Source organism: Burkholderia sp. APQ4-4ca, from assembly GCF_057837105.1.
Window position 1 is genome coordinate 1 of sequence record NZ_JBYQCG010000139.1, and the last position, 19475, is coordinate 19475.

Sequence of the window (19475 nt, forward strand, 5' to 3'; positions counted from 1 at the left end):
CAGGACGGATTCGGCATCGACTACCCGCCGGACGATCTGGCCGAATACGAAGCCCGTGCCTATTCGGTGGCAGCGATCACCGGGCAGCTCGGCGACCCGCAGTGCCGCACGTGGGTCGCGCAAGGCGACGACGGCACGCTGGTCGGGTATGCGCACGCGGGGCCGTGCAAGCTGCCGCACCCGGAAGTGGCGGACGGGTCGGGAGAGGTCCATCAAATCTATCTTCGACGCGGCACCCAGGGAACCGGCGCCGGGCGGGCCTTGTTCGACGCCGCGCTCGCGTATCTCGCCGAAACGCGCCCTGGTCCGGTATGGCTGGGCGTGTGGTCGGGCAACGCGAAGGCCATCGCGTTCTACGAGAAGGCAGGCTTCAAGCGTGTCGGTACGTACGATTTCAAGGTCGGCGAATCGACCGACCTGGAGTTCATCTACCGCCGCTGATCGTCGCTTCCTGTCGGCATCGCCTCGGCGCGGCGCAAACGAATATCGTGGATCGATGACGGTGTAAACGTCGTTTTTCCGTCGTTTCCAGTCAAACGGCACAAAGCGAGGGTTCCCGGTAAAATCCGCCATTCCGGGTCTCTCGATCAATTGGTTCGGCATGCATCGCATTGGATTCTTCGTTTGCAGCGGCTACGACGCGCTCGATCTGGGCGGCCCGTTGTCGGCCTTCAATCAGGTCGCCACGGCCGCCGGCCACACGCCCTACGATCTTCACGTCATCTCGCCGTCCGGCGGCCCGATTCCCGGCAATACCGGCCTGTCGATCGACACGAAGCCGATCGGGCGACGCGCCTTCGACACCGTCGTGTTCGTCGGCGGCAATATCGCGCCGATGCAGACACCGAACAATATCGCCGCCGCCAGCAAACTCGCCGCCAAGGCGTCGCGCGTGGCAAGCGTGTGTACGGGCGCATTTCTGCTGGCGGAAACCGGTTCGCTGGACGGTTTGAGAGCGGCGACGCACTGGCGCTACGCCGCGCAATTGCAATCGCGCTTTCCTCGCACGCGGGTCGACGGCGACAGTATCTATGTCGTCGACGGCCGCGTCTGGACGTCGGCGGGCATCGCGTCCGGCATCGACCTCGCGCTCGGCATGATCGAACGAGACATGAGCGCGGAGATTGCGCGCGAGGTCTCGCGGCTGCTGGTCGTGCCGTATCGGCGGCCCGGCGGGCAGTCGCAGTTCTCCGCGATGTCGCAGATGGAGCCGGAATCGGATCGCATCCGCATCGCGCTGAATTTCGCCCGGGAACATCTGGCGGAGGCGTTGCCGGTCGAGCGGCTCGCCGATGCGGCCAGCCTGAGTGTGCGGCAGTTCGGGCGCGCCTTTCGCCGGGAAACCGGTGAAACGCCCGCGAGGGCCGTCGAGCGCTTGCGCGTCGAAGCCGCGAGGCTGCGCCTGCAGGGCGGCAGCGAACCGATCGAGCAGATTGCGCTGGCGGTCGGCTTCACCGATCCGGAGCGGATGCGCCGAGCCTTCATCAAGCTGCTCGGACACCCGCCGCAAGCGGTTCGACGCGAGAGCCGGTCGAACGCAGCGCGCTGATCGACCGCGCGCCGATCGGCACGCTGCGGGGTCGACGTCTCGCTAACGGATGATTGGCGCGCGCGTAGCGTGACTACGCGGCGCGCCATTTCGCCGGACGTCGATGTCCGTCAATCCTTGACGGGCGGGTAAGCGTTCCACATGTCGCGATGCAGCTTCCACGTGCCGTGCTGCTTCATGAAAACAAGCGTCTGCTTCGCGCGGACCTTGAGCTTGCCGTCACCGTCGCGAACCTCCGCATCCGATACCTCCGTCACGACCCGTTCATTACCGTAGAACTCATAGTTGCTGAACGAGACGGTGCCGGGCTTCGATCCCGCATATCCGCTCGTGAAGTAGTCGGCGATCGCGCGGCGTCCGATGACTTTGTCGCCGCCCGGCGGCAAGAGCGCGCCGTCGTCGGTATAGAGGCGGCCGATCGCGTCGTAGTCGCCTCGCGAGAACGCATCTGCCCAGCGCGCGTTTTCGGCCTTGATGGCCGCTTCGGGCAGACGTTGCGCACCACCGGCGACAGCCGGCGCCGTGAACGCAAAAAAGGACACGCACGCTGCAAGCGCAGCCGTACAAAGATGAATCTGTCGCATCGAGTGATTTCCGGATCGGGTGTGAATTGAAGAGGCGGCGACCCTGCACGCGTCGCCGGCAAGCGTGTCAGCGAACGCCGGGAACGCGTGCAAGTCCCTTTGATGCGCCGGGCAGCTTCTTGTCGACCATCGCGACGAGTTCGGGCCGTGCATCTCTCGGATGACCCGAATGGAACGGCGGATCGGGATCGTATTCGACGACGAGCTGCGTGTATTCGGCCGCCTGCCGGCCGCGCAGCTTCTCCGCCACGCGCAGCGCGAAGTCGATGCCCGCCGTCACGCCGCCGCCGCTCATGAAGCGGCCGTCGTCGTCTTCGACGAAGCGATCGGGAACGGGAATCGCGCCGTATTCGGCCAGCTTGTTGACGAACGCCCAATGGCACGCGCTGCGCTTGCCGTTGAGCACGCCCGTCGCGGCGAGCACGAGCGAGCCGTTGCACACCGACGTCACGTGCTTGGCGCTTTCCGCGAGACGCCGGATCTGCGCCTGATACGCCGGACGCATCGGCGCCGACAAATCGGAACCGCCGGGCACGAGGATCACGTCGGTCTTGTCGATATCGGCCAGCCGTTCGGTCTTGCCGTACACGACGCCGAATTCGAGCGTCACGTTGCCGCCATCGAGGCTCGCGTAGCGAACGTTCGTATTCGGCAGCCGGTGGAAAATCTCGCTGGGGCCCGCGAAGTCGAGCAGTGTGCCACCGTCGTAGTTGACGATCAGGATGTTGAGCGGCTCGTTCGGCGCAAGCAGCCCGACGTTGCCCATCGGTGCAGGCGCAGGCGTGGCGTGCCCGAGCAACGCGCCGCCGCCCAGCACGGCGCCGAGCGTGGCGGCGCCGCCGAACTTCAGGGCATCGCGGCGCGAACGGCCTGCCCGCGTGAGTTGCCTGGCAGAGGCATGGTTATCGCTACTGTCGGTCAAGATGATTGCTCCTTGCACTTCGGCCCATGGGTAAGCGCACCACGCCGGGCCAGGTCGAATAATCGCCACGGCGAATCGCGTGGCGGACGTAAAATCGGGGATGGGGATGAACCGGGGTGACGTGCCGGGCGCGGGCAGCGCGAAGCGCCGGCTCAAAGCTGCGACGCACCGCCATCGACGACCAGCTCGGTGCCGACGACGTACGACGATTCGTCGCTGGCGAGATAAAGCGCCGCGTACGCGATATCGTCGGCCGTGCCCATGCGGCCCGCCGGAATCGCGTGCGCGAATTCGGCCTTGCGCTCGCGCACCCAGTCGTCGGGCTTGCCCCACTTGGCGAGCAGCGGCGTATCGATCGGGCCGGGCGCGATTGCGTTGAAACGGATTTTCCGGTCGAGAAATTCGTACGACCAGCTGCGGGCCAGCGATCGCACGGCCGCCTTCGCCGCCGCGGTCAACGAGATGCCATGCTTGCCGGTCTGATCGACGAACGAGGTATTGAGGATCACCGACGAACCCTCGCGCAAGTACGGCAGCGCCGCTTGAAGCGTGAATACCACGCCCTTGACGTTGACGTCCATGATGTCGTTATAGAGCGTGTCGTCAATGTCGTCGACGGCGGACGGGAAAGCCCAGCCCGCGTTGGCGAACACGATGTCCAAGCCGCCGAACGTCTCGTCGACCTCGGCGGCAATCGCGCGCATGTCGTCGAGCGAACGCACGTCGCCCTTCAGCACGAGCGCGTGCTCGCCGAGCTCCGCCTTCACGCGCTCGAATACGGCCTCGTCGCGCCCCGTCACCGCGACGCGCGCGCCTTCCGCAATGAACCGCTTCGCGGTGGCCAAGCCGATGCCGCTGGTACCGCCCGTGATCAACGCCGATTTGTTGCCGAGTCTCATCTTCCGTTCCTTTTCATGTCGTGAGTACCAGGCCGGATACGCGACACGCGATGGCGTGTGCGTGCGTGTTCCGGCTTGATCGTTCACGTCAAGTATGGAGCGGGAGGCAAATGTCGCAAAGGTCGTATAACCCTCGAAAAGCGCCATTCGCTTCATTCAGTCCGAGCCGGCAAGCGACGCCGTAAAAAACAAAAGCGCGCAGGTCCACTGGACCCTGCGCGCCTCGATCGAACGTGAATGGCTTGCGCAAGCAAGCCGACGAAACGGCAACGCGTAACGCCGCTATGCGGTTTTCCCCGCTAGCCCGTGCATCGGCCGCCGCAACGCGGCGTCGAACGGATTCGTGCGCGGGCCGATCGCGTCGGCCTGCCGCCGCAGCAGTTCGACGACCATCGGCATGCGGTCGTCGCCGAGCCGCGACGCGAGCGTGCCGACGCTCAGCGCGCCGACCGGATAACCGGTGCGATCGAGGATCGGCACCGCGACGCCGGCCATCCCGTCGAGCACGCCGCTGTTGCGGCCCGCGTAGCCGAGTTGCCGCACGCGTTCGATCTCGGTGCGCAGGTACACCTCGTCGAGTACGCCGTAGCCGCGGATGCGCGGTACGTTGAAGCGGATCACTTCCTCGCGCTCGGCCTCCGGCAGGAACGCGAGGATCGCGAGGCTGCCCTGCCCGACGCCGAGCGCGATGCGCCCGCCGATGTCGCCGGTAAACGAGCGGATCGGAAACGGCCCTTCGCACAGGTCGAGGCACACGGCGTCGAAGCCGCTCTTCACGAGCAGGAAGATGGTTTCGCCGAGGCTCGCGCACAGGCGCAGCAGCGCGGGCCGGCACAGCGTGCGCATGCTGCTCGGGTTGCCGGCCAGCGCGGCGAGCGCGAAGAAGTCGACGCTCAGCCGGTACAGCTTCGACTGCTCGTCCTGTTCGACCATCCCTTCGGCGATCAGCGATTGCAGGATCCGGTGCGCGGTGCCCTGCGTGAGGCCGACGGCCTTCGCGAGATGCGTGACGCGCACGCCGTCCTGCTGCATGCCGGCCAGCGCGCGCAGGATCGCGAACGCGCGCTGCAGCATGCCGGTGCCCGGCGCGCCGGCCGTATCGGCCGGGTCGATGGCGTCCTCGTCCGGGCACGGCGTACGTGCCGCCGGCGACGTTCCGGTCGAATGGGGTTCCTGCATGCCGGCTCTCCTCGACGATTTCATTGAACGGAATACGATAGCCGCCATTGTCGTCCGGCCGAAAATCCGCGGGCATCCGGGTGTGCACGGGATTGACGCGTGCGTTTCGCGGGTCGGCCGCCCTTCATCCAACGGAACGATTCGCAGGCGGCTTTCCCGTTCGTTCCATTGAATGGAATTTTTCGGAAATTCCTCCCGTTCAGCAGAATTCCAAATTGACGCTCCGAAATATGGCTGGCTAGAGTCCGCGTCATCGGCGCACCGGCCATGCGGTGTGCGAACCCGGAGCTCCCCATGTCGTTTCTCACGCTTACGGATCTGACGAAATCGTTCGGCGAACTCACCGCCGTCGCGGACGTCAACCTGTCGGTCGAGCAAGGCGAATTCGTGTCGCTGCTCGGGCCGTCCGGCTGCGGCAAGACCACCACGCTGCAGATGATCGCCGGCTTCGTCGACGTCACGCGCGGCCGCATCGCGCTCGACGGGCAGGACATCACGCACCTGAAGCCGAACCGCCGCGGGCTCGGCATCGTGTTCCAGAGCTATGCGCTGTTTCCGCACATGAGCGTCGCGGAGAACGTCGGCTTCGGCCTCGACATGCGCGGCGTCGACAAGGCCGAGCGCGCCGAACGCGTCCGCGCGGCGCTGGCGCTGGTGCGCCTCGACGCGCTCGCGCACCGTTTTCCGCGCGAACTGTCGGGCGGCCAGCGGCAGCGCGTGGCGATCGCGCGCGCGGTCGTGATCGAGCCGCCGGTGCTGCTGCTCGACGAACCGATGTCGAATCTCGACGCGAAGCTGCGCGAGGAGATGCAGTTCGAGCTGCGCGCGATCCAGCGCAAGATCGGCACGACGACGATCATGGTCACGCACGATCAGTCGGAAGCGCTGTCGATCAGCGACCGCGTGGTCGTGATGGAAGCCGGCCGCATCACGCAGACCGATACGCCGTACCGCGCGTACGAACGCCCGGAGAATCATTTCGTGTCGCAGTTCATCGGCAAGGCGAACCTGCTGCCCGGCACGATCGTCGCGCACGACGGCGACGCGATCCGCATCGACCTCGGGCACGATCTCGCCGAGACCGGCCGCACCGCGCACCTGCCGCCGCGCGAGCGCGACATCCGCGTCGGCGATGCAGTGTCGGTTTGCATCCGTCCCGAGAAGCTGCGGCTGTGCGCGCCCGACGCCGGCCGCTTCGCCGCGACCGTCACGAGCCGCTTCTTCCTCGGCAGCCAGTGGCTTTACCGCGTCGACAGCGCGCTCGGCGAAGTGCTCGTGTGCTGCCAGAACGAAGGCGCGGAGCCGCTCGCGGAAGGCGCGCCGGTCGGCATCGACTGGCACAGCGACGCCGTGCGCGTGATGCGTCGGGAGGCGTGAATGGGACAGCCTTCCCGCCCGCTCTCGACCGACCGCGCACCGGCCGGACTCGCGCAGTCGGCCGCGGTGTCAAACGATGCCGTGCCGGCACGCGCCACCGCCGCGCACCCGATGCGCGCGACGTGGCGCGCCCACGCGCCGCTGTGGCTGATGTGCGCGCCCGCCTTCGCGCTGTTCGCCGCACTCGTGCTCGTGCCGCTCGCGATGACCTTCGTGCTGACGTTCTACCGCTTCGACCCGGCCACCGGCCCGATCGCCGCGTTCCAGTTCGGCAACTACGCGGACGTGCTCGGCTCGTCGTACTTCCACACGATCTTCGCGCGCACGTTCGGAATCGCCGCCCTGACGACCGCGATCTGCGTCGCGATCGGCACGCCGGAAGCGTACGTGCTGTCGAAGATGCGCGACCCGTGGCGTTCGCTGTTCCTGCTCGCGATCCTCGCGCCTTTGCTCGTCTCGGTCGTCGTGCGCGCGTTCGGCTGGAGCATGCTGCTGAACACGAGCGGGCTCGTGAACCAGGCGCTCGGGCTCGTCGGCCTCGGGCCGTACAAGCTCGAATACACGACGTTCGCGATCGTGATCGCGCTGGTGCACGTGATGCTGCCGTTCATGGTGATTCCGGTGTGGACCGCGCTGCAGCGGCTCGATCCGCAGACGGAACACGCGGCGCTGTCGCTCGGCGCGTCGCCGTTCACGACGCTGCGCCGCATCGTCGTGCCGCAACTGATGCCGGGCGTGCTGTCGGGCAGCCTGATGGTGTTCGGGCTGTCGGCAAGCGCGTTCGCGATTCCGGGCCTGCTCGGCGGACGCCGGCTGAAGGTCGCGGCCACGGCCGTCTACGACGAATTCCTCGGCTCGCTGAACTGGCCGCTCGGCGCGACGATCGCGGTGCTGCTGCTCGCCGCCAACCTCGTCGTGATGCTCACCTACTACCGCGTGCTCGAACGCCGCTACGCGCGCAGCCTGGGAGGCGCAACGCGATGAGAAAGAACGGCCCCTTCGCCCTTGCGTTCCACACGCTCGTGATCCTGTTCGTGCTCGCGCCGCTCGTGATCGTCGTGCTCGTCGCGTTCACGCCCGACGAAACGCTGACGCTGCCGACCCACGGCGTGTCGCTGCGCTGGTTCCGCGCGATCCTCGACTATCCCGACTTCGTTACCGCGTTTTTCAACAGCGTGAAGCTCGCGTTCGCATCGGCCACGCTGTCGCTCGCGATCGCGTTGCCGGCCGGCCTCGCGATCGGCCGCGCGACGTTTCCCGGCCGCGCGTTCCTGAACGGGTTGCTGCTGTCGCCGCTCGTGATTCCCGGCCTCGTGCTCGGCATCGCGTTGCTGCGCTTTTTCGCGCTGATCGGCGCGACCGGCTCATTCGCGTGGCTGGTGCTCGCGCACATGATCGTCATCACGCCGTTCGTGATGCGGCTGGTGCTCGCGTCCGTCGCTGGCCTCGACCGCAGCATCGAGCAGGCCGCGTGCTCGCTCGGCGCGGACCCGTGGACAACCTTCCGCCGTATCACGCTGCCGATGATCGTGCCCGGCATCACCGGAGGCTGGCTGCTCGCGTTCATCAACAGTTTCGACGAGCTGACGATGTCGATCTTCGTCACGTCGCCGCAGACGGTCACGCTGCCCGTGCGCATGTACATGTACGCGACCGAATCGATCGACCCGATGATGGCGTCGGTATCGGCGCTCGTCATCTTCATCACCGCCGGCGCGATGCTGCTGCTCGATCGCGTGTACGGCCTGAACCGCATCCTGATCGGCCAACATTGATGACGACTCCCGTTTCCCGTTCCACCGGCATCGCGGACGACGGCGCGCAGTTCGTGCGCGTCGCCGAACGCGAACGCGCCGCCGTCGCGTTCACGCTCGACGGCCGCCCCGCGCACGCGCTGGCCGGCGACACCGTGCTCACCGCCATCCTCGTCGCGCAGCGTCGCGTGCGCGTCAGCGAATTCAGCGGTCAGCCGCGCGCGGGGTTCTGCCTGATCGGCGCATGCCAGGACTGCTGGGTGCGCACCGAAGCCGGCGCACGGCTGCGCGCATGCTCGACGCCGATCGCCGAAGGCATGCGGATTCTCACGTCCGCGCGGCCGATCACGCCCGGAGACGCAGCGTGAGCGCCGCACTGCAACCGGTGATCATCGGCGCGGGGCCGGCCGGCGTGCGCGCGGCCGAGGCGCTGGTCGACGCCGGTCTGCGCCCGGTCGTGATCGACGAGAACGCGCGCTGGGGCGGACAGATCTATCGTCAACCGCCGGCCGACGCCGCGTTCGTGCGCGGCAAGCGCATGCTGTACGGCTTCGAGGCCGCGAAGGCCGACGCCGTGCACCGGACGATGGCCGCGCTGCTGTCGCACGTCGACTATCGGGCGAACACGCTCGCGTGGTCGTGCGGCGCGGGCCGCGTCGACACGTTGCAGGATGGCCGCGAGGTGACGGTGCCGTACTCGCACCTGATCGTCGCGAGCGGCGCGACCGACCGCATGCTGCCCGTGCCGGGCTGGACGCTCGCGGGCGTCTATACGCTCGGCGGCGCGCAGGTCGCGCTGAAGGCGCAGGGCTGCGCGATCGGCCGGCGCATCGTGTTCGCGGGCACGGGGCCGCTGCTTTACCTCGTCGCTTATCAGTATGCGAAGGCCGGCGCGCACGTCGCGGCCGTGCTCGACACGAGCCCGCTGCGCCGCCAGGCCGCCGCCGCGCCCGCGCTGCTGCGCATGCCGTCGATCTTCGCGAAAGGGCTCTACTACAACGGCTGGCTGCGCGCGCATGGTGTCGCGATCGAAACGGGCGTCACGCTCGAGCGCGTGCTCGGCGATCAGCACGTGACAGGGCTCGCATGGCGCGCCGCCGGCGACGACGCGCAGTCCGCGCCGCCGCGCATGCTCGATTGCGATGCGCTCGGTCTCGGCTTCGGCCTGCGCGCCGAAACGCAACTCGCCGATCTCGCCGGCTGCCGGTTCCAATTCGACCCGCTCAATCGCGCGTGGCTGCCCGAACGCGACGCGGCCGGACGCACGTCGGTACGCGGCTTCTACGTCGCCGGCGACGGCGCGGGCATCGCGGGCGCCGATGCGGCCGAGGCATCGGGCCGACGCGCGGCGCTCGCGCTGCTAGACGATGCCGACATCGCGTCGCTCGCGCCGTCCGACAAACCCGACGCGACGGTGCTCGACCACACGCTCGCGCGCATCGGCGCATTCCGCGCGGGCCTCGAGGCGGCGTTCGCGCCGCCGGCCGAACAGGCTGCCCGCTGCCCCGACGACACGATCGTGTGCCGCTGCGAGGAAATCGACGCGGGCACGCTGCGCCGCTGCGTGCGCGACGGCGCGGCGACCGAATTGAACCGGCTGAAAGCGCTGACGCGCGTCGGCATGGGCCGCTGCCAAGGCCGCATGTGCGGCGACGCGGCCGCGCTCGTGCTGGCCGCCGCAACCGGCCGGCCGCTCGCCGACGTCGGCCGGTTGCGTGCGCAACCGCCCGTGAAGCCGTTCCCGATCTCGGCCGCACTCGCGGGCGACGACGTCGCGGCGATTCCCGACGAGGCGCGCGATGAGTGACATCCGGCATTACGACGTCGCGATCGTCGGCGGCGGCCTCGTCGGCGCGTCGGCCGCGCTCGCGCTCGCGCACCGCGGGCTGCGCATCGGGCTGTTCGAGCGGCGCGACTGCGGCGCGCAGGCGAGCGGCGTGAACTACGGCGGCGTGCGCTGTCAGGGCCGCCCGGCCGAGCAATTGCCGCTCGCGCTGCGTGCACGGCGTATCTGGGATCGCCTGCCCGAGCTGATCGGCATCGACGGCGAATTCGTCGTGTCCGGCCACTTGCGGCTCGCACGCAGCGACGCCGATCTCGACGCGCTCGACGCATATGCCGCACTCGCCGGCGAACACGGCTTGTCGCTGCGGGTGATGCGCGGCGACGCGTTCCGTCGCCGCTACCCGTGGCTGGGCCGCGCGGCGCTCGGCGGCTCGCTGTGCGAGACCGACGGCCATGCGAACCCGCGCCTCGTGTCGCCCGCGTTCGCGCGCGCGGCCCGCGCGGCGGGCGCGGACGTGTTCGAGCACACCGCCGTCGATGAGGTTCATCACGACGGCACGCGTTTTCACTTGCAGGCGGGCGGCCGCGCGCACACCGCGACGTGGCTGATCAATTCGGCCGGCGCATGGGCGAACACGATCGCCGAACGCTTCGGCGAAGCCGTACCGATGGAGCCGATCTACCCGAACATGTGGGTGACCGAACCGCTGCCGCCATTCATCGCGCACAACCTCGGCGTGTACGGCGGCGGCGTGTACGCGCGCCAGGTCGCGCGCGGCAACTGCGTGATCGGCGGCGGGCGGGGCCGCGGCGACGGCGAATTCGGCCAGCCGTCGGTCGACACGACGCGCGCGGTGATGCGCGATGCGTGCGCGCTGTTGCCCGCGCTGCGCGACGCACTGCTGATCCGCACGTGGAGCGGCGTCGAAGGCTGCACGCCCGACCACAACCCGATCATCGGCGCGAGCCGCACCACGCCGAACCTGCTGCACGCGTTCGGTTTTTCCGGCGGCGGCTTCCTGCTCGCACCGGGCGTCGGCGACGTGCTCGCCGATCTCGTCACCACCGGTGAAACCGCCACCCCACTCGATGCATTCTCGATCGGCCGCTTCTTCCGCGAAGCCGCGCCGACCGCCCCTTTCCGTCAAGAGGAAATCCAAAGATGAAACTGCTCGGAACGATCGCGGCGGCCGCCGCCCTCTGCGTCGCAGGCGCCAACACGCCCGCGTTCGCGCAAACGAAGACGATCTACGTCGGCATGAACGGCGGGCCGATGGAAAAGGCCTATACGAGCCAGGTGCTGCCCGACTTCGAGAAGGCGAACAACGTGAAGGTGGTGATCGTGCCCGGCACGTCGTCGGACGTGCTCGCGAAGCTGCTTGCGAACCGCAACAAGCCGCAGATCCACGTCGCGTTCCTCGACGACGGCGTGATGGCGCGCGCGGTGAGCCTCGGCGTGTGCCAGAAGCTCGACGATTCGCCGGTGCTCAAGGAGCTGTACCCGTTCGCGCGGATGAAGGACGACGTCGGCGCGGGCGTGCAGCTCGGGATGACCGGCATCGCGTACAACAAGAAGCTGTTCGCCGAGAAGGGCTGGGCGCCGCCGACGTCGTGGATGGATTTCGCCGATCCGAAATACAAGGGCAAGGTCGTATTCCAGTCGGCGTCGAGCAGCACGTTCGGGCTGCACGGCTTCCTCGCGATCAACCGGCTGCTCGGCGGCAACGAACAGAACGTCGAGCCCGGCTTCAGCAAGTGGGCGAGCACGGTCGGGCCGAACGTCGTCGAGTACATCCCGAACTCGGCGAAGATCTCCGAGATGGTGCAGACCGGCGAGGCCGGCCTGTTCCCGCTGACGCCGACCGGCGTCGGCGACCTGCAGGACAAGGGCATCCCCGTCGCATATGCGAACCCGAAGGAAGGCCCGGTGCTGCTGCTCGTCGACCTGTGCGTGGTCGCGAACAATCCCGATCCGCAACTCGCGCAGAAGCTCGCGCAGTTCCTGCTGTCCGCGCCCGCGCAGACGAAGGCGGCCGAGGCCGGCAAGCAGATTCCGACCAACCGCCTCGCGAAGATGCCGGCCGCGATGCAGCAAAGCCTCGGCAACATCGATGATCTGGTGCGCAAGGTGACGGTGGTCGACTGGACCGCGATCAACGCGCGCCGTGCACAGTGGGATACGCGCTGGAACCGGCAGATCGAGCGGTAAGGGGCACTGGCGCGCGCTGCCACGGCGCCCCGAGAAGGCTGACCATCATTTGCGGGAGTGATGACACTCCCCTTTTTCTGCGGATTTGACCGGGGAGCCGCGGGCCGACAACACTAGCCCGCAGTGCTGCAACAGACGGCACGCGCCCGCCTCCCCCTTCAGAGTCCGCCATGTACCCGACCGACACCGTGCAATCCCCGAGCGCCGTCCGGCCGCTCGCCGACCGGCAGCTACGCCGGATCGTCATCGCCTCCGTCGCCGGCAACGCGATGGAGTGGTACGACTTCTTCGTGTACGGCACGGCCGCCGCGCTGGTGTTCGGCCACGTGTTCTTCCCGCCCGGCGCCTCGCCGCTCGCCGGCAGCCTCGCCGCGTTCGCGGCCTTCGCGCTCGGTTTCGTCGCGCGGCCGCTCGGCGGGATCGTGTTCGGCCACGTCGGCGATCGCTACGGGCGCAAGGCGTCGCTCGTATGGACGCTGCTGATCATGGGCGCATCGACCTTCGCGATCGGCCTGCTGCCGACCTATGCGCAGGTCGGCCTGTGGGCGCCGGCCGCGCTCGTCGTGCTGCGCCTGCTGCAGGGCATCGCGTCCGGCGGCGAATGGGGCGGCGGCGTGCTGATGATCAGCGAGAACGCGCCGCCCGAGCAGCGAGGCTACTACGCGGCGTGGAGCCAGCTCGGCGTGGGCGGCGGCTTCGTGCTGTCGTCGGCCGCGTTTCTCGCCGCGCAGGCGCTGCCGGACGATATGTTCCGCACGTGGGGCTGGCGGCTGCCTTTCCTCGCGAGTATCGTCATTTTCGCGATCGGCATCTATATCCGCCGCCATCTGCCGGAAAGCCGCGACTTCGAGCAGGCCGGCAAGCGCGGCACACACACGCACTTGCCGATCGTCGAGTGCATCCGCCGCCATCCGAAGGAAATCCTGCTCGCGATGGGGCTGCGCGTGGCCGAGAACGGCGGCGCGTATATCTTCCTCGCGTTCTCGCTCGTCTACGGCAAATACGTCGGGATTCCGAACGGCACGATGCTGACCGGCGTGATGATCGCGATGATCGTCGAGATGGGCGCGATGCTCGCCTGGGGCCGTCTGTCCGACCGGATCGGCCGCAAGCCCGTGTACCTGATCGGCGCGCTGAGCCTCGTCGCATGCGCGTTTCCGTTCTTCTGGATGCTCGACACGCGCGTGACGCCGCTCGTGTGGCTCGCGCTGACGGTCGGCACGGCGGTGAGCCACGGTGCGATGATCGGTACGCTGCCCGCGCTCGTCGGCGAGCTGTTCAGCACCGAGGTGCGTTATTCGGGCGTCGCGCTGGGCCACGAAGTCGCGTCGATCTTCGCGGGCGGGATGTCGCCGTTGATCGCGACCGCGCTGCTCGCGCGCTATCACGCGTCGTGGCCGGTGTCGCTGTTCCTCATTGCGCTCGGCCTCGTCACGGTCGCGACGCTGTGCGTGATGCGCGAGACGCGCATCACGCCCGCCGACGATTCGCGCCGCGACCCGGCATGACCGCGCGACGCTCAGCGCCCGGCGTCGCGCCGCGCGCTGTCGAACGCCGGCGCGAGCCCGAGATGGTCGAGCAGCCGCGCGAATTCGCCGAGCCGCTGGCGCATGTACGCGGGCACGTCGACCGTCGCATAGTCGTGGAAGCCGGCGCCCGTGCGCACACCGTCGCGCCCGGCTTCCATGTTGCGCACGACGCTCGCGGCCGGTGCGAAGCGCGGGCCGATCTCTCCGGCCAGGTATTGCGACGCGTAGTACAGGATGTCGCATCCACCCCAGTCGATGAATTCGAGCAGCCCGAGCACCGCGAAGCGCGGGCCGAAACCGGTGCGGATCGCGGTGTCGATGTCCTCCGCGCTGGCCACGCCTTCCTCGACCATCCGCGCGGCCTCGTTCATCGCGAGCGCCTGGATGCGCGGCACGATGTAGCCGGGCGCGGGCCCGCAGATCACCGGCTTCTTGCCAACGCGTTCGAGCAGCGCCGCGAGCGCGTCGACGACGGCCTGATCGGTCGCATCGCTGCGGCTAACCTCGACGAGCGGCATCAGCAGCGCGGGGTTCAGCCAATGCGCGTTCAGCATCCGTGCCGGGTGCGCAACGTGGCGCTGCAATTCGGTGACAACGAACGTCGACGTGGTCGACGCGATCGTTGCGTGCGCATCGACATGCTCGCCGAGCCAGCGCAGCGCGTCGGCCTTCGCATCGAGCACCTCGGGCAGCGCTTCGAACACGATATCGGCATCGCGCACCGCGTCGGCCGCGCCGTCCCGTGCCACGAGGGCGATGCGCGCGACGACGGCATCCGCCTGCGCGGCATCGATGCGGCCGAGCGTGACCTGCGCATGCAGCGGCCGGGCGATCTCGTCGCGCGTGCGTTCATCGAATGCGCACCTGCCGGCCGCATCGCGCGGCTTGAAGTCGATCAGCGTCACGTCGAGGCCCGCGAACGCGAACACGAGCGCGATGCCCTGCCCCATGCGTCCCGCGCCGAGCACGTGGATGCGCGTCACATCGTAGGCCGCCTTCATGCCGCATACCCCGTATCGAGCAGCGCGCGCAGCGCGTCTTTCGACAACGCCGCGAGCCCGAGCCGCTCCAGCGTGCGGCCTTCCGCATACAGGTCGCGCACCGCGACCGCGCTCGCGACGCTCAGCAGCCCCTGCGCGACGGGCGTGGGCACGCCGGCCCAGCGCCCGCACGACACGACGAACGACAGCCCGAGCCGGGTGTCCTCGAGCATGTAGCGATGCGTGCGCAAATCGATCTTCTCGCGCCAGTCGCCGCTATCGGTCAGCTTGCCGTGCGCGCCGCGGCCGTACATCCATTCGTCGCCGTCGGCCGCATAGTGATCGGCCAGCGGAAAATGCGGCGCGCGATAGCCGAGCGCTTCGCGCACCGCGATCCGTTCTGCGTCGAGCGCGTTCGTCACGCGGCGAATCGACGGCTGCGTGCCTTCGTTGTGGATGTCCCACGCATCGAAATGTTCGAGCGGCCCGGCGTTCATCAGGATCAGTGGCGGATGGATCACCGGGCCCGCGTTCATCAGCGCGCCGGACAACGCATCCTCGACCGGCTCGACCGACGGATAGCCCGCGCGCAGTACGTCGAACGCCCAGCCGGCCGCGTTCGCCGGCCACACGCCGGTCGGCAGGCGTGTCGCGTATGCGCTGATCACGACGTCGTTGTCGCGATGCTTGCGCACCAGGTACGGCAGCGTGCCCGTTTCGGCGAACGCGACGCGCGAGCGGTTGCCGGCGTCGGCCGCCGCGCGGGCGAACACGGCGCTGCCGAACGTGCCGGGCGGCAGGAACACGACCTGGCCGTCCTCCAGCAGCGGCGCGACCTGCGCGGCGAGTGCGTCGTGCGACGTGGCCGGCAGCGGCACCACGACGAGCCGCGCGCCGTGCAGCGCCGCGGCCAGGTCGTCGGTCAGGCGGATCGCGTCCGGCGCATCGCCGAGCGGCACCGCCCGCTTGCCGCGATAGTCGGTCACGTTCAGCACGCCAAGCGCGCGCAGCCGCGCATGCGGCTCGCGATCGCGCCGCCACCACGTCACGTCGTGGCCTTTTTCGAGCAGGTCGATGGCCGCCGCATGGCAGCCATGGCCGCCGCCCAGAACACATACCTTCATCGTCTTCTCCTGGTGATCGAGTACGTCCGAGACTACGCGGTTGCCTGCACCGCGTCGCTTCAAAACGCGCAACGACGCGCCGGTTCGCGCAACGCAATCGCGGCGCGGCGCATGCCGCATCGCCCCCGCATCCGCTACGAGGTCTACGAATGGACATCGCCCTTTCCCGCCATGCGCCGAACCGGCTCGGCACGCTGCATGCGCCCGACGAAGTCGAACGCGCGGTCGCGCATCGGCTCGGGCCGCACCGGATGGCCGCGTCCGGCCGCGATCCGTTTCGCGCGGAGCTATATGAGGTGCCGCTGCATCACGGCGCGCTGCTCGAACTCTGCTACGGCCGCGAAACGCGCATCGAGTTCGGCGACGACGCCGATCACTTCCTGTTCCGGCTGACGCTCGCCGGTGCGTGCGAGCTGCAAGCCGGCAACGTCGTCGCGCGCGCCGGCCCCGGCGAGCTGACCGTGTCGTCGCCCGCGCTCGCGAGCCGCCTGCGCACGAGCCCCGATTGCCGCAACCTCGTGCTGCGGCTCGAACGCGGCGCGCTCGAACGCAAGTTGCAGGACATGCTGCACGCGCCGCTCACGCGGCCGTTGCAATTCGACGTGGCAGCCGGCGGCGCCGGCGCAGGCGCCGCGCTCATGCTGCCGACCTTCGAGTACCTGTGCCGGCTCGGCGCGCAGCCGGGCATCGGCACCGCGTCGCCGGTGTTCGGCGCCGACCTTACCGCGTGGCTGACGTCGCTGCTGCTCACGCACCTGCCGCACGCCTACAGCGACGCGCTGCTGCGCGGCACGCCACCGCTGCCCGCGCACGTGCGGCGCGCGTGCGCGCACGTCGACGCGCACCTCGGCGAGCCGCTCGCGCTCGCCACGCTGGCGGCCGTCGCGGGGGTCGCGCCGCGCACGCTGCAGCATGCGTTTCGCGCATTTCTGCACACCACGCCGGCCGCGTACGTGCGCGAGCGCCGGCTCGCCGCCGTGCACGCGGCGCTGCAACGCGGCGACGCGCGCAGCGTGACCGACGTGCTGATCGCGCACGGCATCCTTGGCTTCGGCCATTTCGCGAAGGCGTATGCGCGGCGTTACGGCCACGCGCCTTCCGTCACCGCGAGGAGGCAAACACGATGACGCTCTCCGCTCCCGGCCGCCCGGCCGCCTTGGCCCGCCCCGACTCCGCGCCGCACGACAACGACTCCGCCGACGGCCTGCGCGTGCAGGATCTCGATCTCAACCTGTTGAAGACGTTTCGCGCGGTCTATGAGGAGCGGCACGTCGGCCGCGCGGCGCTGCGGCTCGGCGTCACGCAGCCGTCGGTGAGCTACGCGCTCGGCCGGCTGCGGCTGATGTTCCGCGACGCGCTGTTCGTGCGCACCGGCACCGGCGTCGAACCGACCCCGCGCGCGCAACGGCTCGCGATCTCGGTCGACAAGGCGCTCGCGATCCTGCAGGACGTGCTCGACGAAGGCTCGCGCTTCACGCCCGACAGCACGCAGCGCGTGTTCCGCCTGCACATGAGCGATTTCGCGGCGAGCGCGTTCCTGCCGACGCTGCTCGCCGCGTTCGCCCGGCGCGCGCCGGGCGCCGTGATCGAGACGCTGCACGTCGACGAATGCCAGCTCAACGTCGCGCTCGAATCGGGGCGCATCGACTTCGCGCTCGGGCATTTCGCCGATGCGTCGAGCCATTTCCAGCGCACCGCGCTGCTGCACGAACGCTGCGTGCTGCTGATGCCGCGCCGCACCGCGCAACGCATCGGGCTGGCCGCCGATTTCGTGCTCGACGGCACGGCGCCCGACGCGCTGCGCTTCGCCGCGATCACGTCGCATCCGCAGTCGATGCAACTGCTCGAACGGCACGAACTGATGCCGCGCGTGCGCGCCGCGCTGCCCGATTTCATGGTGGTGCCGGCGTTGCTGCAGGACGGCGATTACGCGCTGATCCTGCCGGAGACGATCGCGATCACGTTCGCGGCGCGCCAGCCGTGCGTGCTGTACGAGATTGCCGGCGCCGGCGAATGGACCGTCAACGCGTACTGGCATCGCCGCTTCGATGCGGACCCCGGCCACCGCTGGCTGCGTGCGCTGTTGCTCGAACTGTTCAACATCGGCGAGCAGGCGCCGTTCGACGCATGGCTCGCGCCCCAGCCGCCCACCTGCGCGTAGCGGCGCAAGCGAGCAAGGGCACGGGCGCGCCGACACGCTCAGAACGACGTGAGGATGCCCGCGACGAGCGAGCTCGCGGTCGCGCCCGGCTTCGCGACGGCGACGCCGCCGCCGGCCGCCCCGTTGACGACGAAGCGCGCATGCGCGCCGTTGCGCACCATCGCGGCGCCCGTATACAGGACCGTGCGCTTCGACAGCGGATAGTCGAAGCGGATGCCGTACGAATCGGCGTTGCCGTCGCTGTCGGCCACCTTCCGGTAATGGCCGACGCTCAGCAACAGCGACGCGCGACCGATCGGCACCGTCGCGCTCAGTTCCATGATGTCGCTGTGCGGATACGCGCTCTGGCTGTCGATCGCGGTCGCGACGTCGGGGCCGCCGCGATGGCGCAGGTACAGCGCGGCAATCTTCACGACGTTGAAGTCGTACGAGATTGCACCGAGCGTGTAGTTGCCGTTCGCGGCCGTGCTCGTCGCGCCGAGCGTCGATGCGGCGACCGGGCTGAACTTCTGCTGCATGGTATCGACGTCGATCGACAATCCGCCGCGCACGTAGTTGATGCCGGCGCCGTACGTATCGCCGAGCGTCGCCGGCTGGCCGGCTGCACCGTTGGCGCCCCGCGCGGCCATCGCGCGCAGCATGAAGCCCGCGTAGCGCGGCGACGTGTAGCGCATCGCGTTGCGCACGCGCAGGAACGCGGGCCCGACGAAGTTGTTGGTCGCGTTGCCCCATGCGAGCCCCGCGCCGAGCCCCGGCAGGCTGTACGTGACGAGCGTCGTATGCAGGATCGTATAGAGCTCGCCGAACTGCACGCCGCCGAACGGCCCCGTGATGCCGACCCACGCCTCGCGGCCGAACAGCGCGCTGCTGTTCGACAACGCGCCGCTCGCCGCGTTGAAGCCGTCCTCGAGCTTGAAGATCGTCGCATAGCCGCCGCCGAGATCCTCGACGCCCTTCAGCCCCCACTGCGACGCCCACAGGTTGCCGCTGCCCATGCGCGTCACGTGGTTCGGCCCGGCGTTCGCGTATTCGATCGCGGTGTCGATGCGGCCGTAGAGCGTCACGCTCGATTGCGCGACGGCAGGCAGCGTCATGCTCGCGAGCAGCGCGGCAAGCGGTACGGCAAGCCGGTCGGCCCGCCCGTTCGGTTGGTTCATCTGCGTCGTCCCGTAGAAGTTGCGGCGCCTGTCGGCCTCGCGCCGCTCGATGTGAAGCGCGTTCGCTTTCGGATGCGAACGCTGCCGATCAAAACCGGGCCGAGTCTAGGAACGACAATTTCGGACGTCGACGCAATGCGCTCTATAACGCTTATAGACGGGCCGCATGACGCGCACGGGCCCCGCCGCACGCGCGCTGCGCGGCGGCCCGCGCGCACGGCCTCGGTGTTTTCTTTATCCGGGTCGGTAAATGTCCGTGTGGCGCG

19 protein-coding genes are annotated in these 19475 nt (G+C 69.0%); 12 read left to right on the top strand and 7 right to left on the bottom strand.

Going from position 1 to position 19475, the window contains the following annotated elements:
* Positions 1-441, top strand: a 441-nt coding sequence (locus tag AC3IFE_RS17175; RefSeq protein ID WP_489191275.1) for a GNAT family N-acetyltransferase, incomplete at its 5' end; no start/stop codon positions are given.
* Positions 442-601: 160 nt separating this feature from the next.
* Positions 602-1549, top strand: coding sequence for a GlxA family transcriptional regulator (locus tag AC3IFE_RS17180; RefSeq protein ID WP_489191276.1), 948 nt, complete (start codon positions 602-604; stop codon positions 1547-1549).
* 110 nt (positions 1550-1659) lie between these two features.
* Here AC3IFE_RS17180 and AC3IFE_RS17185 read toward each other — a convergent pair whose 3' ends face one another.
* The 4 genes from AC3IFE_RS17185 to AC3IFE_RS17200 all read right to left on the bottom strand — a co-directional run bounded on the left by AC3IFE_RS17185 (position 1660) and on the right by AC3IFE_RS17200 (position 5133).
* Positions 1660-2133, bottom strand: coding sequence for a YybH family protein (locus AC3IFE_RS17185; protein ID WP_301737725.1), 474 nt, complete (start codon positions 2131-2133; stop codon positions 1660-1662).
* Between the two features lie 67 nt (positions 2134-2200).
* Positions 2201-3055 carry a DJ-1/PfpI family protein gene (locus AC3IFE_RS17190; RefSeq protein WP_489191277.1) on the bottom strand — a complete coding sequence of 285 codons (855 nt, stop codon included), beginning with the start codon at positions 3053-3055 and terminating at the stop codon, positions 2201-2203.
* A gap of 152 nt (positions 3056-3207) precedes the next feature.
* The gene (locus tag AC3IFE_RS17195) at positions 3208-3954 is read right to left on the bottom strand and encodes an SDR family oxidoreductase (protein WP_489191278.1); all 747 of its coding nucleotides are present in this window, start codon (positions 3952-3954) and stop codon (positions 3208-3210) included.
* Between the two features lie 282 nt (positions 3955-4236).
* The gene (locus AC3IFE_RS17200; protein ID WP_489191279.1) at positions 4237-5133 is read right to left on the bottom strand and encodes an IclR family transcriptional regulator; all 897 of its coding nucleotides are present in this window, start codon (positions 5131-5133) and stop codon (positions 4237-4239) included.
* A 294-nt stretch (positions 5134-5427) separates the two neighbouring features.
* Between AC3IFE_RS17200 and AC3IFE_RS17205 the strand changes: the two genes are divergently transcribed.
* From AC3IFE_RS17205 to AC3IFE_RS17240, 8 genes are all read left to right on the top strand, one after another.
* Positions 5428-6510 (top strand): ABC transporter ATP-binding protein, encoded by a 1083-nt coding sequence (locus AC3IFE_RS17205; RefSeq protein ID WP_489191281.1) that lies wholly within the window; start codon positions 5428-5430, stop codon positions 6508-6510.
* Complete coding sequence (locus AC3IFE_RS17210; protein WP_489191282.1) at positions 6511-7494, top strand: ABC transporter permease; 984 nt, start codon at positions 6511-6513, stop codon at positions 7492-7494. It begins immediately after the preceding gene.
* Positions 7491-8285 carry an ABC transporter permease gene (locus AC3IFE_RS17215; protein WP_301737692.1) on the top strand — a complete coding sequence of 265 codons (795 nt, stop codon included), beginning with the start codon at positions 7491-7493 and terminating at the stop codon, positions 8283-8285. Before AC3IFE_RS17210 ends, AC3IFE_RS17215 begins: the two co-directional genes overlap by 4 nt.
* Positions 8285-8632, top strand: a complete 348-nt coding sequence (locus AC3IFE_RS17220; RefSeq protein ID WP_301737691.1) for a (2Fe-2S)-binding protein — start codon at positions 8285-8287, stop codon at positions 8630-8632. The genes AC3IFE_RS17215 and AC3IFE_RS17220 overlap by 1 nt, the downstream gene beginning before the upstream one ends.
* A complete protein-coding gene (locus AC3IFE_RS17225) occupies positions 8629-10071 on the top strand; it encodes an FAD/NAD(P)-dependent oxidoreductase (RefSeq protein WP_489191283.1) in 1443 nt (480 codons plus the stop codon). Before AC3IFE_RS17220 ends, AC3IFE_RS17225 begins: the two co-directional genes overlap by 4 nt.
* Positions 10064-11215: an NAD(P)/FAD-dependent oxidoreductase gene (locus tag AC3IFE_RS17230; protein ID WP_489191284.1), complete on the top strand. Its 1152-nt coding sequence runs from the start codon at positions 10064-10066 to the stop codon at positions 11213-11215. Before AC3IFE_RS17225 ends, AC3IFE_RS17230 begins: the two co-directional genes overlap by 8 nt.
* The gene (locus AC3IFE_RS17235) at positions 11212-12258 is read left to right on the top strand and encodes an ABC transporter substrate-binding protein (protein WP_489191285.1); all 1047 of its coding nucleotides are present in this window, start codon (positions 11212-11214) and stop codon (positions 12256-12258) included. The genes AC3IFE_RS17230 and AC3IFE_RS17235 overlap by 4 nt, the downstream gene beginning before the upstream one ends.
* 170 nt (positions 12259-12428) lie before the next feature.
* Positions 12429-13766: an MFS transporter gene (locus AC3IFE_RS17240; protein WP_489191286.1), complete on the top strand. Its 1338-nt coding sequence runs from the start codon at positions 12429-12431 to the stop codon at positions 13764-13766.
* 11 nt (positions 13767-13777) lie between these two features.
* Here AC3IFE_RS17240 and AC3IFE_RS17245 read toward each other — a convergent pair whose 3' ends face one another.
* Both AC3IFE_RS17245 and AC3IFE_RS17250 read right to left on the bottom strand, forming a co-directional pair.
* Positions 13778-14788, bottom strand: coding sequence for a 3-hydroxybutyryl-CoA dehydrogenase (locus tag AC3IFE_RS17245; RefSeq protein ID WP_489191287.1), 1011 nt, complete (start codon positions 14786-14788; stop codon positions 13778-13780).
* On the bottom strand, positions 14785-15891 hold the full coding sequence (locus AC3IFE_RS17250; protein WP_489191288.1) for an NAD/NADP octopine/nopaline dehydrogenase family protein: 1107 nt from the start codon (positions 15889-15891) through the stop codon (positions 14785-14787). The genes AC3IFE_RS17245 and AC3IFE_RS17250 overlap by 4 nt, the downstream gene beginning before the upstream one ends.
* Positions 15892-16040: 149 nt before the next feature.
* Here AC3IFE_RS17250 and AC3IFE_RS17255 point away from each other — a divergent pair, with 149 nt between their 5' ends.
* Positions 16041-17018: an AraC family transcriptional regulator gene (locus AC3IFE_RS17255; RefSeq protein WP_489191290.1), complete on the top strand. Its 978-nt coding sequence runs from the start codon at positions 16041-16043 to the stop codon at positions 17016-17018.
* Positions 17015-18052, top strand: a complete 1038-nt coding sequence (locus tag AC3IFE_RS17260; RefSeq protein WP_489191291.1) for a LysR family transcriptional regulator — start codon at positions 17015-17017, stop codon at positions 18050-18052. The genes AC3IFE_RS17255 and AC3IFE_RS17260 overlap by 4 nt, the downstream gene beginning before the upstream one ends.
* A gap of 38 nt (positions 18053-18090) precedes the next feature.
* Here AC3IFE_RS17260 and AC3IFE_RS17265 read toward each other — a convergent pair whose 3' ends face one another.
* The gene (locus AC3IFE_RS17265) at positions 18091-19209 is read right to left on the bottom strand and encodes a porin (RefSeq protein ID WP_489191292.1); all 1119 of its coding nucleotides are present in this window, start codon (positions 19207-19209) and stop codon (positions 18091-18093) included.
* Positions 19210-19475 lie beyond the last annotated feature (266 nt).

What these genes read in the sequence shown, in the direction of transcription:
- AC3IFE_RS17260 (WP_489191291.1), top strand. Translation starts at nt 17,015, where the DNA reads ATGACGCTCTCCGCTCCCGGCCGCCCGGCCGCCTTGGCCCGCCCCGAC.
- AC3IFE_RS17235 (WP_489191285.1), top strand. Translation starts at nt 11,212, where the DNA reads ATGAAACTGCTCGGAACGATCGCGGCGGCCGCCGCCCTCTGCGTCGCA.
- AC3IFE_RS17185 (WP_301737725.1), bottom strand. Translation starts at nt 2,133, where the DNA reads ATGCGACAGATTCATCTTTGTACGGCTGCGCTTGCAGCGTGCGTGTCC.
- AC3IFE_RS17220 (WP_301737691.1), top strand. Translation starts at nt 8,285, where the DNA reads ATGACGACTCCCGTTTCCCGTTCCACCGGCATCGCGGACGACGGCGCG.
- AC3IFE_RS17245 (WP_489191287.1), bottom strand. Translation starts at nt 14,788, where the DNA reads ATGAAGGCGGCCTACGATGTGACGCGCATCCACGTGCTCGGCGCGGGA.
- AC3IFE_RS17195 (WP_489191278.1), bottom strand. Translation starts at nt 3,954, where the DNA reads ATGAGACTCGGCAACAAATCGGCGTTGATCACGGGCGGTACCAGCGGC.
- AC3IFE_RS17250 (WP_489191288.1), bottom strand. Translation starts at nt 15,891, where the DNA reads ATGAAGGTATGTGTTCTGGGCGGCGGCCATGGCTGCCATGCGGCGGCC.
- AC3IFE_RS17255 (WP_489191290.1), top strand. Translation starts at nt 16,041, where the DNA reads ATGGACATCGCCCTTTCCCGCCATGCGCCGAACCGGCTCGGCACGCTG.
- AC3IFE_RS17215 (WP_301737692.1), top strand. Translation starts at nt 7,491, where the DNA reads ATGAGAAAGAACGGCCCCTTCGCCCTTGCGTTCCACACGCTCGTGATC.
- AC3IFE_RS17265 (WP_489191292.1), bottom strand. Translation starts at nt 19,209, where the DNA reads ATGAACCAACCGAACGGGCGGGCCGACCGGCTTGCCGTACCGCTTGCC.
- AC3IFE_RS17230 (WP_489191284.1), top strand. Translation starts at nt 10,064, where the DNA reads ATGAGTGACATCCGGCATTACGACGTCGCGATCGTCGGCGGCGGCCTC.
- AC3IFE_RS17205 (WP_489191281.1), top strand. Translation starts at nt 5,428, where the DNA reads ATGTCGTTTCTCACGCTTACGGATCTGACGAAATCGTTCGGCGAACTC.
- AC3IFE_RS17180 (WP_489191276.1), top strand. Translation starts at nt 602, where the DNA reads ATGCATCGCATTGGATTCTTCGTTTGCAGCGGCTACGACGCGCTCGAT.
- AC3IFE_RS17240 (WP_489191286.1), top strand. Translation starts at nt 12,429, where the DNA reads ATGTACCCGACCGACACCGTGCAATCCCCGAGCGCCGTCCGGCCGCTC.
- AC3IFE_RS17200 (WP_489191279.1), bottom strand. Translation starts at nt 5,133, where the DNA reads ATGCAGGAACCCCATTCGACCGGAACGTCGCCGGCGGCACGTACGCCG.
- AC3IFE_RS17210 (WP_489191282.1), top strand. Translation starts at nt 6,511, where the DNA reads ATGGGACAGCCTTCCCGCCCGCTCTCGACCGACCGCGCACCGGCCGGA.